General features: G+C 70.8%; 13 protein-coding genes. 1 reads left to right on the top strand and 12 read right to left on the bottom strand.

What is annotated here, in order from left to right:
- Positions 1–41 precede the first annotated feature (41 nt).
- A complete protein-coding gene (locus tag P9K36_RS19530) occupies positions 42–998 on the top strand; it encodes a GlxA family transcriptional regulator (protein WP_278305809.1) in 957 nt (318 codons plus the stop codon).
- 24 nt (positions 999–1022) lie between these two features.
- On the opposite strand, the gene eutC is transcribed toward P9K36_RS19530, so the two are convergent.
- From eutC to P9K36_RS19470, 12 genes are all read right to left on the bottom strand, one after another.
- Positions 1023–1808 (bottom strand): ethanolamine ammonia-lyase subunit EutC, encoded by a 786-nt coding sequence (gene eutC / locus P9K36_RS19525; RefSeq protein WP_278307310.1) that lies wholly within the window; start codon positions 1806–1808, stop codon positions 1023–1025.
- A 5-nt stretch (positions 1809–1813) separates the two neighbouring features.
- On the bottom strand, positions 1814–3217 hold the full coding sequence (locus P9K36_RS19520; protein WP_278305808.1) for an ethanolamine ammonia-lyase subunit EutB: 1404 nt from the start codon (positions 3215–3217) through the stop codon (positions 1814–1816).
- Between the two features lie 140 nt (positions 3218–3357).
- Positions 3358–4062 (bottom strand): L,D-transpeptidase, encoded by a 705-nt coding sequence (locus P9K36_RS19515; protein WP_043385757.1) that lies wholly within the window; start codon positions 4060–4062, stop codon positions 3358–3360.
- 315 nt (positions 4063–4377) lie between these two features.
- Complete coding sequence (locus P9K36_RS19510; RefSeq protein ID WP_278305807.1) at positions 4378–5139, bottom strand: SDR family NAD(P)-dependent oxidoreductase; 762 nt, start codon at positions 5137–5139, stop codon at positions 4378–4380.
- A gap of 21 nt (positions 5140–5160) precedes the next feature.
- Entirely contained in the window at positions 5161–6153 is a 993-nt protein-coding gene (locus tag P9K36_RS19505; protein WP_053610608.1) for an acetamidase/formamidase family protein, read from the bottom strand.
- A gap of 33 nt (positions 6154–6186) precedes the next feature.
- Positions 6187–6897, bottom strand: coding sequence for an ABC transporter ATP-binding protein (locus P9K36_RS19500; RefSeq protein WP_043385765.1), 711 nt, complete (start codon positions 6895–6897; stop codon positions 6187–6189).
- Positions 6890–7636 carry an ABC transporter ATP-binding protein gene (locus P9K36_RS19495; RefSeq protein ID WP_278305805.1) on the bottom strand — a complete coding sequence of 249 codons (747 nt, stop codon included), beginning with the start codon at positions 7634–7636 and terminating at the stop codon, positions 6890–6892. Before P9K36_RS19495 ends, P9K36_RS19500 begins: the two co-directional genes overlap by 8 nt.
- Positions 7633–8691, bottom strand: a complete 1059-nt coding sequence (locus P9K36_RS19490) for a branched-chain amino acid ABC transporter permease (RefSeq protein WP_043385856.1) — start codon at positions 8689–8691, stop codon at positions 7633–7635. The genes P9K36_RS19495 and P9K36_RS19490 overlap by 4 nt, the downstream gene beginning before the upstream one ends.
- Positions 8692–8701: 10 nt before the next feature.
- On the bottom strand, positions 8702–9574 hold the full coding sequence (locus P9K36_RS19485; protein ID WP_043356373.1) for a branched-chain amino acid ABC transporter permease: 873 nt from the start codon (positions 9572–9574) through the stop codon (positions 8702–8704).
- Positions 9575–9636: 62 nt separating this feature from the next.
- Positions 9637–10884 carry an urea ABC transporter substrate-binding protein gene (locus P9K36_RS19480; RefSeq protein WP_278305804.1) on the bottom strand — a complete coding sequence of 416 codons (1248 nt, stop codon included), beginning with the start codon at positions 10882–10884 and terminating at the stop codon, positions 9637–9639.
- A 34-nt stretch (positions 10885–10918) separates the two neighbouring features.
- On the bottom strand, positions 10919–11560 hold the full coding sequence (locus P9K36_RS19475) for an ANTAR domain-containing protein (RefSeq protein ID WP_278305803.1): 642 nt from the start codon (positions 11558–11560) through the stop codon (positions 10919–10921).
- Entirely contained in the window at positions 11557–12711 is a 1155-nt protein-coding gene (locus P9K36_RS19470; RefSeq protein ID WP_278305802.1) for a transporter substrate-binding domain-containing protein, read from the bottom strand. Before P9K36_RS19470 ends, P9K36_RS19475 begins: the two co-directional genes overlap by 4 nt.
- Between the last annotated feature and the right edge of the window lie 60 nt (positions 12712–12771).

The following is a 12771-nucleotide window of genomic DNA, read 5'->3' as shown; positions in this document are numbered from 1 at the left end:
TTGCACGGCTGAGCCGTGTGAGGCCGGAGAGCGCTGGCGGAATGGCTGCAGAGACCGCGGATTCACCGCAGGAGATCGGCTTCATCCTCGTGCCTGGCTTCGCGCTGATGTCCTTCGCCTCGGGCTGCGAGCCGTTCCGCGCGGCCAACGATCTCGCCGGGCGGCCGCTCTACCGGCTGCGCTACTTCGGCGAGGCGGAGGGCCGGGTCGCCGCCTCGTCGGGCGCGGAGGTCCCCACCGAGGCGCTGCCGCGCCAGCGCGGCCATCTCCATACCCTCTTCGTCTGCGCGGGCGGCGAGCCGACCGGGTGGGACAGGCCCGAGATCCACGCGACCCTACGGCGGATGGCTCGGCTCGGCGTGCGCATCGGCGGCATCTCGGGCGGTCCCTACCTGATGGCCGCGGCGGGCCTGCTGGCCGATCACGCGTTCACGCTGCACTGGGAATATGCCGGCGCCACGGTCGAGACCTTCCCGGACGCGCGCCTGAACCGGGCGCGCTACGTCGCCGACGGCGATCGCCTGACCTGCGGCGGCGGCGTCGCGCCCCTGGAGATGGCCCACGCCTTGATCGCCGAGCGCATGGGTGAGGCCTTCGCCCGCCGCGTCTCCGACTGGTTCCTCCACACCGCCATCGGCGCCGCCGACGACCCGCAGCGGGCCTCCGCGGTCGAGCGCTATGGAATTCACCATCCGGCCCTGCTGACGGTGCTGGAGACGATGGAGAAAACGGTGGAGGCGCCGCTCGGCCGCCTCGACATGGCGCGCCTCGCGGCGATCAGCCCGCGTCACCTCGACCGGCTGTTCCTCGAGAAGCTCGGCTTGAGCTTCTCGGCCCAGTACAAGGCCATCCGCCTCGCCCATGGACGGCGTCTGCTGCGCCAGAGCCCGCTCCGGATCGGTGAGATCGCAACCGCCTGCGGGTTCGCGAGCGCGGCCCATTTTGCCCGCTGCTACCGGTCCCAGTTCGGCTGCAGCCCGTCCGCGGAGCGAGCGTGACGACCGTTCGGGCAATCCGAGCGGTCAGTCCCGGGCGTCCGGGAGAGCCTTCGGATCGGCGGGATCCTCCCGGCGCAGCGCGACGCCGCTGGTGCCCTGGGCCAGCATCGCCCGCAGCAGCGCCTCCATCTGCCCGGCGGCCGCCTCGACCGAAAGGCCGCCCTCCCGGATGTTCGAGATGCAGTTGCGCCGGGAATCGGCCAGCCCCGGCTCCGGGCCGAACGTCACGTAGCAGCCGAGGCTGTCCGAGGCCGACAGGCCCGGCCGCTCCCCGATCAGAACCACGACGCAACGCGCCCCCAGCCGCGCCCCGATGGGATCGCCGATCGCCACCCGCCCCTGGCTCGCGACGACCACCGGGGCGAGGCTCCAGCCCGCCCGGCGCACCCGCGCCGCGAGCGCCGCGGCGGCGGGGACCGCGTTCAGCGCGACCGCCGTGGCCGAGAGCCCGTCCGCGATCACGATGGCGACGTCGAAGCCCGGCCCGTGCCCGTCGAGCACCGTGGCGGATTCCGGAGCGAGGCTGCGGCCCCGGTCCGGCCGGCGCAGGTACTCCGTCCGGTCGGACACGGTGGAGCGGACCTCCACCGATTCCAGGCCCTGGGCCCGCAGCGCTGCGCCGATCGCGGCCGCGTCGAGGGGCGTCCAGACCGCCTCGCGGGCGCGGGCATGGTCGAGGCCGAAGGCGAGCGCCGCGCCGGTGGGAAGGCCGGCGCCGTGCGCGCCCAGGGCGATGCGGGCCTGGGTCAGCCCGCGCAGATCGCGCAGCGTCGGGGTGCCCGCGTGGGCCGGCTTGGCCGGCTCGGTCAGGTCGCTCACGCGGCCCGCCCGGGCAGGAGCCGGGAGGCCGCGGCGAGGGCCGGGGGCAACTCACCCGTGGCGCTGGTGAGCCGGCCCTGCGCGTCCGTGATGCGCACGTCCCGGAGCCACGCCTCGAATTCCGGGGCCGGCGGACGGCCCAGGGTCTCGCGGGCGAAGACCGCGTCGTGGTGGGACAGCGACTGGTAGTTCAGCATCACGTCGTCCGCCCCCGGCACGGTGATGACGAAGCTGACGCCGGCCGCGCAGAGCAGGGTCAGGAGCGCGTCCATGTCCTCGCCGTCGGCATCGGCATGGTTGGTGTAGCAGACGTCCACGCCCATCGGCAGGCCGAGCAGCTTGCCGCAGAAGTGGTCCTCCAGCCCGGCCCGGATGATCTGCTTGCCGTTGTAGAGGTATTCGGGACCGATGAAGCCCACGACCGTGTTGACGAGGAGCGGGTCGAACTCGCGCGCCACCGCGTAGGCGCGCGCCTCCATGGTCTGCTGGTCGACGCCCCAATGGGCGTCGGCCGAGAGGGCCGAGCCCTGGCCGGTCTCGAAATACATGACCTGGCCGCCCGCCGGGCAGCGGCCCAGCGCCCGCGCCGCCTCGGAGGCCTCGCGCAGGACGGCGAGGTCGACGCCGAAGCCGGCATTGGCCTTCTGCGAGCCCGCCACCGACTGGAACACGAGGTCGACGGGCGCGCCTTTCGCCATGGCCTCGATCGCCACGGTGACGTGGCCGAGGCAGCAATGCTGGGTCGGCACGTCGAGGCGCAGCCGCAGGGTCTCCAGAAGCTCGACGATGCGGATGTAGTCCGGCAGGGAATCGGTGGCCGGGTTCACCCCGATGACCGCGTCGCCCGAGCCCATCAGCAGGCCGTCGAGGGCCGAGATCAGGATGCCCTCGGACGAATCGGTCGGATGGTTCGGCTGGTTGCGGGTGGCGAGGCGTCCGGGCAGGCCGATCGTGGAGCGGAAGCGCGTCACGACCGGCCGCTTGGCGGCCACCGCGACGAGGTCCTGCAGCCGGCAGATCTTCGAGACCGCCGCGACCATCTCGGGCGTGAGGCCGGGCGCGAGGGCGGCGAGCGCCCGCGCGTCGGCGGCGGGTGAGAGCAGCCACTCGCGGAAGGCGCCGACCGTGAGGGACGAGACCGGCGCGAAGGCCGCCGCGTCGTGCCGGCGGGCGATCAGGTCGGAGACCTCGTCCTCCTCCGAGGGGATCAGCTCCTCGGCCAGGAAGGTCTTCAGCGGCAGGTCCGCCAGCGCGATCTGCGCGGCCAGGCGCTCGACCGGCCCGTCGGCGCAGAGGCCGGCGAGCTGGTCGCCCGACCGCTCCGGCGTCGCCTTGGCGAGGAGGCGGCGCAGGTCGGGGAAGGTGAAGCGTGTGCCTTCGATCGTCGTCGCGTAGGCCATGGCGGGCGCTCCCGGCGCGCTGTCGGACGTCAGGGAACCCGATCCTGCAGCATGTCGAGGCCGCCGGGGAGCGGGAACGGCACCGCCATCGGCGAAACTGACGCGTTCCGTCCGGGATCGCGCGCGGCGGATGCCCGCCCTCAGGCCGGGAGCACGACCACCTTCGTCTTGACGGGCGTCTGCGCGTAGAGATGGATCATGTCCTGGCTGAGCAGGCCGACGCAGCCGCTGGTGATGCCCGTGCCGATCGATTCGGCGTCGCTGCTGGCGTAGATCGTGTAGAGCGTATAGGCGCCGTTCTGGTAGAGGTGGAGCGTGCGGGCGCCGAGCGGGTTGTCGAGTCCGCCGGGCATGCCGCGGGCGTATTTCGCCGCCTCGGGCTGGCGCCGGATCATCTCCTTGGGCGGGGTCCAGGTCGCCCATTCGGACTTGCGACCGACATACGCGTTGCCGTTCCACAGGAAGCCCTGACGGCCGACATTGGCGCCGTAGCGCGTGGCAGCGCCGTCGCCCTCGATGCGGTAGACGTAATAGTTGGCGGGATCGACGACGATCGTGCCGGGCGCCTCCGACGAGGCGTACTGGACGGTCCGCCGATAGTATTTCGGGTTGACCTTGCTGATGTCGACCGCCGGGATCGGGAACTTCTCGTTCGGCATCGGCCCGTAGGTCTTCGCCGCCTCGGCCATGAGCAAGGTGTCGGTCGTCCCGCACCCGCCGAGCGAGAGGGCGCCGATTCCGAGAGCCGAGCCGGCCAGGAACGACCGGCGGCTGAGAAGCCCCGCGTCGGGTCCGGGGCGCCCGCGCTCGTCGAGCCCGCCGGCCATGCGATCGTCCGTCATCATCGCCCTGGACTTCCCTGTCCTGCAGCCCGGCGCGACCGCGCAACGTGCCTCCGTCGCGCGAAAGGCCAAGCTTGAGAGTGCCGCGTGCCAGCGCGCCTGGCAAGCTTGTCTCTACAGAGCCGAGAGCAGGCGAATTGCGTCGCAAGTGTGGTCGATATCCGCGATCTCCAGACTTCGTCGCCGAACATCCGATGCGCATGGGCCTGCAGCGCGTGTCCTTCGGGACGGTGTCCCGATCCCGCCTGCCGACGCGCGGCAGGCCGGTCCCGTCGCCGGTTCAGGCTTCCGGATGTCGCCTGAGGGCGTTCGAAAGCCTCAGAACTGCACGCCGCGGGTCAGGCTTCCATCCACAACGAGATTGGTGCCGGTGATGAAGCTCGCGGCAGGGCTCGCCAGGAAGACGGCCGCGCGGGCCACCTCCTCCGGACGCGCCATCCGGCCGGTCGGGTTCAGCCGGAGCGCCTCGGCGAACAGCGCCGGGTTGCCGGTCTCGATCTGGTGCCAGACGCCGCCCGCGAAATAGGTGTTGCCGGGCGAGACCGAGTTGGCGCGGATGTTTCGGGGCGCGAGCTGGAAAGCGAGGCCCTGCGCATAGTGGATCAGCGCCGCCTTGAAGGCGCCGTAGGGTCCGGCCGCGAAGTCGATCTCGCGCCCGGAGACGCTGGAGATGACGACGATCGCGCCGGCCTCGGAGCGTTCGAGGAACGGCATCGCCGCCTCGACCGCCGTGACGGTGCCCATCATGTCGACCGTGAAGCCGCTGCGCCACGCCGCCTCGTCGCTTCCGACGGCCAGCGCGCTCACGTTCGGCACCACGATATCGAGGCCGCCGAGCTCCCCTGCGGCCTCGGCGACCCAGCCGCGCAGGGCGGCGGGATCGGCGACGTCGAGGGCGCGCCCGGTCGCCGCCACGCCCTTGGCGCGCAGGGCGTCGCCCTTGGCGGCGACCTCCGCGGCGTTGCGGGCGCAGAGGGCGACCGCCGCCCCCTCGTCGGCAAGCAGGTCGACGATCGCCGCGCCGATGCCCTTGGTGCCGCCGGTCACCAGCGCCCGGCGGCCTCTGAGCCCGAGATCCATGCCATCCTCCTCCGTCGCCGATCAGGCGTGGGCGATCGCCTTCGTGATCGAGGCGCCGAGCGTGTACTTCGGATCGACCATGTTGCCGAGCCGCACGCGCCCGCACTGCGTGAGCAGCATGTAGGCGTCGATCTCGTCGAAGCCGAAATCGGCGGCGAGCCAGCGGACCAGCTCCCGGTAGGCGATGCGCGCGGCGTCCTCCATCGGCCGGGCTGAGCCGATCGTCATGTAGAAGTCGGCGGTCTCCAGCCGCGGCCAGCGGAAGGTCCAGCCCTTGATCAGGTCGATCTGCACCGTCGTGTGGGTCGGGTGCTCCACCGCGACGCCGCAGAGCTCGCCGTCGCCCTGCGCGGCGTGGCAGTCGCCGAGATAAAGGAGCGCGCCCTCGGTATTCACCGGCAGGTAGATCACCGCGCCGACGCCGACGTCGGGCAGGTCCATGTTGCCGCCGTAATAGTCCGGCTGAAGCGAGGAGATCGCCTCGATCTCCGGCGAGGTGCCGATCGTGCCGATGAACGGCTGGTAGGGCAGCGTGATCCGGTCGTTCCAGCGCACGCCGTTCTCGGCCGTCACCTCGAGCTTGCGCACCCGCTCGGGCAGGGACGGGTTGAGGAGCGCCGTGTCGCCGGTGGCGACGAGGCCGCCGAATTCCGGCATGATCAGCGTCGTGCCGCAGGGCTGCGGGCCGCGCGGCCGGATCGAGCGGATCGCCACCGCGAGGCAGTCGCCCTTCTCGGCGCCGTTGACGTAGATCGGCCCGTTCTGCGGGTTGAGGTAGGGGAAGTTCAGGATCTGCGTCGGGCTGTCGGTCTCGTGGCGGATCTTGCCCTCGAAGGCGTCGTGGGTCTCGACGGTGACCACGGCGCCCGGATCGACGGTGAGGACCGGCTCGGCGAAGGGCCCGTAGACGTAGTGGTAGCGGCCCTGCTCGGCCTCCGTGATCGTGTGCTCCTGGCCGGACTTGCCGCCGGCGACACCCTTGCGGGCCATGATGGACTGGTCGAGCCACTGCATGGTCGTCTCTCCCTTGGTTGACGGATTGAGGTGTCAGACGGCGAGGTGGCGCCGGACGAGGTCGCGGTCGTCGAGGTCCCGGGCCGTCAGCTCCGCGACGATCCGGCCCTTGTCCATGACGTAGCTGCGCTGGGCCATGGCGCGGATCAGGTCGAGGTTCTGCTCCACGAACACGATCGTGACCCCGGTACGGCGGTTGAGATCGACCAGGGTGCGGCCGATCTGCTGCACCACCGAGGGCTGGATGCCCTCGGACGGCTCGTCGAGGAGGATCAGGGCGGGTCCGCCGACGAGGACGCGGCCGATGGCGAGCTGCTGCTGCTGGCCGCCGGAGAGGGTTCCGGCTCGCTGCCCGCGCCGCTCCCGCAGGATCGGGAACGGCCCGAAGGCGCGCTCGTAATCCGGCCGCTCGCCCTTCGGCAGCAGGGACGCGCCGACCGTCAGGTTGTCGGCGACGCTCATGCGCGGGAAGACGTCGCGGCCCTGGGGCACGTAGCCGATGCCGAGGCGGGCGCGCCGGTGGGCGGCGAGGCCCTCGACCGCGGCGCCCCGGAAGGCGATGCCGCCCCCGGAGGCGGGCAGCAGCCCGACGAGGCTGCGCATCAGTGTCGACTTGCCGACGCCGTTGCGGCCAATCACCGCCACGATCTCACCGGGCTGGACCGCGAGGTCGACCCCCTGCAGCACGGGCTTGCCGCCGTAGCCGGCCCGCAGGCCGGTGGTCGCGAGAAGCGGCTCAGGCATCGGCGACACTCCGCAGGGGTGGCGCATCCGACTCGCCGAGGTAGATCGCCGCCACCCGCTCGTCCGCGATGATCGCGTCGGTGGTGCCCTGGGCGAAGATGCGCCCGACATGGAGCACGGTCACCCGCTGGGCGATCTGCCGGACGAAGGCCATGTCGTGCTCGATGGCCAGCACCGCGACGCCGTCGCGGTTGAGGGCCTGTACCATCGCGCCGGTGGCGAAGGTCTCGTCCGGCGACATCCCGGCGGTGGGTTCGTCGAGGAGGAGCAGGCGCGGCTTGAGGCTGATCGCCATGCCGATCTCCAGCCACTGCTTCTGCCCGTGGCTGAGATTGCCGGCCCGTTCGGAGGCCGCCGCGCTGAGGTTGAGGAAGGCGAGCAGCCGGCGGATCTCGGCGCCGAGCGAGGCCCCCTCGAGATGATGCTGGAGCGCAATCTCCAGGTTGTGGGCGACCGACAGGCTCGGGAAGATGCCCGGGACCTGGAACTTGACGCTCATGCCCCGGCGGATCCGCGCGAAGGGCTTGAGCGTGGTGATGTCCTCGCCGGCGTAGAGGATCTGCCCCCGCTCCGGCGTGTATTCGCCCAGCAGCAGGCGGAAGAAGGTGCTCTTGCCGGCGCCGTTCGGCCCGATCAGGCAGTGGATCTCCCCCGCCGCGAGGGCGAAGTTCACGTCGTTGGTGACGTGGAGGCCGCCGAAATGCTTGCTGAGAGCGCGGGTCTCGAGGAGCGGAGTCATCGGCCGGCCTCCCGGCGGCGCAGGCGGCCGAGCCCGCGCATGGCTGCCACCACCAAGCCGTCGGGCGCCGCCAGCACCACCACGACGAGGAGCAGGCCCATCACCACGAGGGCGTACTGGCTGCCGTAGATCGTCAGCGCCTGGAAGCCGCCGAGGACCACGAGCGTGCCGATCAGCGTGGCCGTCAGGTCGCCGCGGCCGCCGACCGCGACCCAGATCACCGGCAGCGCGGCGGCGGTGAGGCCCATGCTGGAGGGCGTGATGTACTGGCCCCAGGCGGTGTAGAGGGTGCCGCTCAGCCCCGCGAGGGCCGAGCCGATCACGAAGGCGGCGAGCTGGTAACGCCGGACGTCGTAGCCCAGCATCTCGGCCCGTTCCGGGTTCTCGCGGATCGCCACCAGCACGTTGCCGAACCGGGCGTTCACCAAGATGCGCAGCGCGAGGTAGACGACGATCAGCAGACCCAGGAGGCCGTAATAGAGGGCGACGTCGGGAAACAGCACGATTTCGCCGTCGAACCACGGCACGGTCAGGGGCGGCATGCCGCTCATGCCGTTGTAGCCGTTGAGGCGCGCCGCCCCGATCTTCCATTCCGGGCCGGCGGTCTGCGCCATGAAGCGCTCCAGGGCGAGCGTCACCGAGAGGGTGATGATGCCGAGAAACACGCCGCCGATCCGGCCGAAGAACAGGAAATAGCCGAGGAGCGCCGCCATGACGGCCGAGAGGGCCACCGCCAGCACCAGGGCCGCCAGGGTGAAACCGTAGGCGGCGCCGACATTGAGGGTGAGCACCCCGTAGGCGTAGCCGGAGAGGCCGAAGAAGGCGGTCTGGCCGAAGCTCAGCGCGCCGCCATAGCCCCAGATCAGGCACAGGCCGAGCGCCATGAACACCCAGCAGAAGAAGTAGGCGGTGTTGCCGACCGTGTAGCCGTCCGCGAACCACGGATAGGCGATGGCGGCGGCGATCACGATCGCGAACGCGGTCCAGAAGGCCGGCCCGCGTCCCAGGGTCTGCGGGCCTTCGAGGCGCCGGAGCAGGGTCATCGCCAGACTCATCACCATGGCCTCACGCCCGCTCGCGCAGGATCAGGCCCGAAATGCCCCGCGGCAGCACCCGGATCACCAGGATCACCGCGACGAGGAGCCCGATCTGCCCGAAGAGCTGGCCCTGCCACGTGGTGAGCAGTGCCCGCACCGTGCCGAGCACGAGCGCCGCCGGCGCCGTGCCGAGGAAGATGTCGGCGCCGCCGACCACCACGGTAACGAAGGCCTCCATGATGAAGGTCGTGCCCATGGTCGGCACGATGGTCATGGTCGGCGCGTAGAGCCCGCCCGCGAGGCCCGCCAGCGCCGCGCCGAGGCCGAAGGTCAGGGCGTAGACGGTGCGCGTGTCGACGCCGAGGGCCTCGGCCATGTGCGGCACCTGGATGGTGGCCCGCGCCAGGGTGCCGAAGCGGGTGGCGTTGAAGGCGAGGTAGAGCCCGGCCAGCACCGCGACGGCGGCGACCATCAGGACCACGCGATAGGTCGAGTAGGAGTAGCCGCCGACCGCGAAGCTGCCGAGCGGCGTGCCGATCCCCGGCATGCTGGAGCCCAGCAGGATCAGCGTGCCCTGCGTCGCCGCGAGGCTGATGCCCCAGGTTGCCACGATCGTGTCCAGGGGCCGGCCGTAGAGGTGGCGGATGACGAGGCGCTCCATCACCATGCCGACGGCGCCGGCCGCGAGCGCCCCCGCGAGGATGCCGAGGGGCAGGGGCAGCCCGGCCCGCGTCGTCGCCGCGGTCACGTAGGCCCCGCACATGATGAGTTCGCCGTGCGCGAGGTTGATCACGCCCATCATGCCGAACACCACCGCGAGGCCGCAGGCGGAGAGCACCAGGAACGAGAACGCGTCGCCGATCTGGTAGAGGAACGTGAAGGCGTGGGTCAGCAGATCCATCCAGGAGGCCCGATCATGACGGAGGGGGCCGGGGCGCACGGGCCCCGGCGGTATCGTGCGCCTCAGGGCTTGGGCGGGTTGCTCGGCGTGTACTGCGCCATCGGATCCTTCTGCGTCAGGTCGCAGCCGGCCTTCCCGAGCCAGTAGGGCTGGATGTTGTCCCAGGTCTTCGGGAACGAGATCGCGTGCTTCTCGTCGACCTTGGCGAGGGAGATCGTGTGTGAGGCGTGCTGGCTCTTGGGGTCGATGCAGACCTTGCCCTCCGGCGCGTCCACGCAGACGTCGCCGGCCGCGATGACCTTGCGCAGGTCGGCCCGCTTGGTCGAGCCGTTCGCCCGCTCCACCATCTGCTTGTAGAGGTAGACCGCGAGGTAGGAGTTCTCGGCCTCCTGGTTGACGTAGGGCTCGTTCGGGAACTTCGCCTTCCACTTGGCGAGGAAGGCCTTGCTCGACGGGCTGTCGACCTCTTCGATGTAGTTCGTGGTCACGTACATGTTGGCGAGGCTCGGGGGCTGGAAGCGCTTGTGCTCGTAGCCCTGGCCGATATTGACCGAGGACCCCATCGGGATCTTCAGGTTCGCGGCCGCCGCCTGCTCGTAATAGGAGGCCTGCGCGGTGCCGACGAGCAGCGTCATCAGGATGTCGGGTTTGGCCTTCTGGATGTTCTGGATCGTCTGCGAGAACTGCGACACGCCGAGGGGGATGAATTCCTCCCCGACCATCTCGCCGCCGTTCTCCTTGACGATGTTGCGCACCCACTCGGCCGAGATCTGACCGAAATTGTAGTCGGCCGCGATCGTGTAGGCCCGCTTGCCGAACTTCTCCATCATCCACGGGATCAGCGTCGAGAATTGCTGCTCCGGCACCGCGCCCGTGATGACCATGTGGCCGTCGCAGACGCCGCCCTCGTACTGATTGTTGTAGAAGGCGAAGCCGTCGAGCTGGTCGACGATCGGCCTGTAGGCTTCGCGGGACGCGCTGGAGAAGCCCGCGAAGACGGCGTTGACCTTGTCGCGCTGGAGCACGCGGCGCATGAATTCCTGATAGCGCGTGTTGTCCGACTGCGTGTCGTAGATCACGAGTTCCAGCTTGCGCCCGGCGATGCCGCCGGCGGCGTTGATCTCGTCCGCGGCGAGTTGGATTCCGTGGACCTTGCCGATCGTGGCGAGGGCGAAGTCGCCGGACTGGTCCTCGAGGACGCCGAGCTTGATCGGGTCGGCGGCGCGGGCCGCGGGGGCGGCCAAAGGTGTGCTCAGGAGCAGGGCGGCCGCGAGGGCGGACAGGCGGGATCCGCGGGGCGTTCTCGGCATCAGGGCATCCTCGTCTTCGGGGGGCGAAAGAACTTCAGGAGCGGGCCAGTCGCGGCGCCACGGTGGGCGCCACGGGGGACGGCCGGGCGCGGATGAGCGCTTCGCAGTACGCTTCGAGGGGTTGGCGGGCGCGCATCGCTTCGCGGCGCAGGGCCTCGTAGGCCGCGTCGTCGTCGAGGCCGTGCTCCTGCATCAGCCGCAGGATCGCCTTGACGACGTGGCGCCGGCCGCGCCGCCGCTCCTCGTGGCGGGCCAGCCGTTCCTCAAGCACGCGCCGTCGGTTGTGCTCGTTCACCGCGAGGAACAGAGCGGCGTAGACCGAGGCACCGTGGATCGGCTTGCGCAGCAGCCCGGTGGCGCCGAGCTGGAGCAGCCCCTTGAGCCGGCTGGGCGCCTCGGCGCCGACGAGCCCGACCACGGGCACCGGTGGCAGATCGGAGACGGCGCTCGCCGCGATGCCCGGCAGCGGCAGGTCGCCGTCCACGATGACGATGTGGCGCTCGGGGTCGAGGCTCTCGAAATCGAGCCAGGGCGCTTCGCCGGCCGGGACGACCGAGGCGACCGTGAGCCCCAGCTTCAACAGGGTGCCGGCGAGAACCTCGGTGGCGGTGCCCGGCGGCGCGATCAGCAGGGCCTGCGCGCCACTGAAGTTCTGGATCAGGCGGGGATTCGTCATGGCACCACCCGCAGGCGCGGACGCCGGCTCACCGGCACGACGCGCGGGTCGCTGCGTACGAGATAGGGATCCGGCGCCACCGGCTCGTCCGCCTGCGCCACGATGCTGAAGCGGGCCGCCGCCGTCGAGAGGCCGATCCGGGGCGTCAGACAGGCATGGAGCGTGGTCTCGTCGAGACGGACCGGCCCCTGCGGCGCGTCGAACGCGTCCATGCAGGCGGTCCTGCGCACCGTCGCGGCGTCCTCCGTCCCGGCCCGCGCCAGCGCCCGCGCCAGGAGATGGACCGCGATGTAGGAGGATTCGGTATCGGCCGACGCGGTCGGCCCGTCCGGAAAGCGCGCCGCATAGGCGGCCGTGAAGGCTCGGTTTCGGGGAGAGTCGATCGACGTGAAGTAGACGCTCGACGACAGGTGACCGTCGACCGCCTCCGGCCCGATCGCCTCCAATTCCGGCTCGGCGAGGCTGCAGCTCGCCACCGGCAACGTCCGCGGCTGGTCGATGCCGCGCGCGCGGCAGGCGCTCCGGAAATCGCGGAAGAAGCGATACGCCGACGTCCCGATCAGGGTGTTGAAGACGAAGTCCGGCTTCGCGTCCAGAATCGCCTCGATCACCTGCCCGAGGGCGGTCTCGCCCACTGCGAGATAGCGTTCACCCGTGACCTGGCCGCCCGCGATCGCCAGCGTCTCGCGCAGGATCCGGTTGTTCTCCCATGCCCAGATGTAGTTGGATCCGACGCAGAAGGCGGTACGGCCGCCCCGGGCGAGCAGGTATCGGACCAGGGGGACGATGTGCTGATTCGGTGCGGCGCCGGTGTAGATCACATTCGCCGACGTCTCGAAGCCTTCGTAATGCGATGGATACCAGAGCAATCCATCCCGCTTCTCGAAGATCGGGATGATCTCCTTGCGGCTCGACGAGGTGTAGCAGCCGACGACGTGGCGGATGCCCGCGCCGAGGAGCTGTTCGGCGCCGGCGACGTATCCGGCGAGGGCGCCCTGCGGGTCGCAGATCACCGGCTCGAGGATGATGTCGCCCTGCGCGTTCACCTCCTCGACCGCCAGCCGTGCGCCGTTGAGCATGGCCCGCCCCACGAGGCCGTAGGGACCGTCCGTGGAGAACAGGATGCCGATGCTGTGATGGCTGAGGCCCATGCAATCCTTCAGAACGCAAAAAGCCCGCCAGTGCGTGAGCACTGCGGGCGGCATCGCCGG

The sequence above is a fragment of the Methylobacterium sp. 391_Methyba4 genome, from assembly GCF_029691625.1.
GTDB classification, from domain to species: domain Bacteria; phylum Pseudomonadota; class Alphaproteobacteria; order Rhizobiales; family Beijerinckiaceae; genus Methylobacterium; species Methylobacterium fujisawaense.
Note: the sequence above shows the minus strand (reverse complement) of the source record. Positions and strands in the feature narration are given on the sequence as shown.

What these genes read in the sequence shown, in the direction of transcription:
- P9K36_RS19505 (WP_053610608.1), bottom strand. Translation starts at nt 6,153, where the DNA reads ATGCAGTGGCTCGACCAGTCCATCATGGCCCGCAAGGGTGTCGCCGGC.
- P9K36_RS19515 (WP_043385757.1), bottom strand. Translation starts at nt 4,062, where the DNA reads ATGATGACGGACGATCGCATGGCCGGCGGGCTCGACGAGCGCGGGCGC.
- P9K36_RS19520 (WP_278305808.1), bottom strand. Translation starts at nt 3,217, where the DNA reads ATGGCCTACGCGACGACGATCGAAGGCACACGCTTCACCTTCCCCGAC.
- P9K36_RS19510 (WP_278305807.1), bottom strand. Translation starts at nt 5,139, where the DNA reads ATGGATCTCGGGCTCAGAGGCCGCCGGGCGCTGGTGACCGGCGGCACC.
- P9K36_RS19530 (WP_278305809.1), top strand. Translation starts at nt 42, where the DNA reads ATGGCTGCAGAGACCGCGGATTCACCGCAGGAGATCGGCTTCATCCTC.
- P9K36_RS19485 (WP_043356373.1), bottom strand. Translation starts at nt 9,574, where the DNA reads ATGGATCTGCTGACCCACGCCTTCACGTTCCTCTACCAGATCGGCGAC.
- P9K36_RS19475 (WP_278305803.1), bottom strand. Translation starts at nt 11,560, where the DNA reads ATGACGAATCCCCGCCTGATCCAGAACTTCAGTGGCGCGCAGGCCCTG.
- P9K36_RS19470 (WP_278305802.1), bottom strand. Translation starts at nt 12,711, where the DNA reads ATGGGCCTCAGCCATCACAGCATCGGCATCCTGTTCTCCACGGACGGT.
- P9K36_RS19490 (WP_043385856.1), bottom strand. Translation starts at nt 8,691, where the DNA reads ATGAGTCTGGCGATGACCCTGCTCCGGCGCCTCGAAGGCCCGCAGACC.
- P9K36_RS19480 (WP_278305804.1), bottom strand. Translation starts at nt 10,884, where the DNA reads ATGCCGAGAACGCCCCGCGGATCCCGCCTGTCCGCCCTCGCGGCCGCC.
- P9K36_RS19500 (WP_043385765.1), bottom strand. Translation starts at nt 6,897, where the DNA reads ATGCCTGAGCCGCTTCTCGCGACCACCGGCCTGCGGGCCGGCTACGGC.
- P9K36_RS19495 (WP_278305805.1), bottom strand. Translation starts at nt 7,636, where the DNA reads ATGACTCCGCTCCTCGAGACCCGCGCTCTCAGCAAGCATTTCGGCGGC.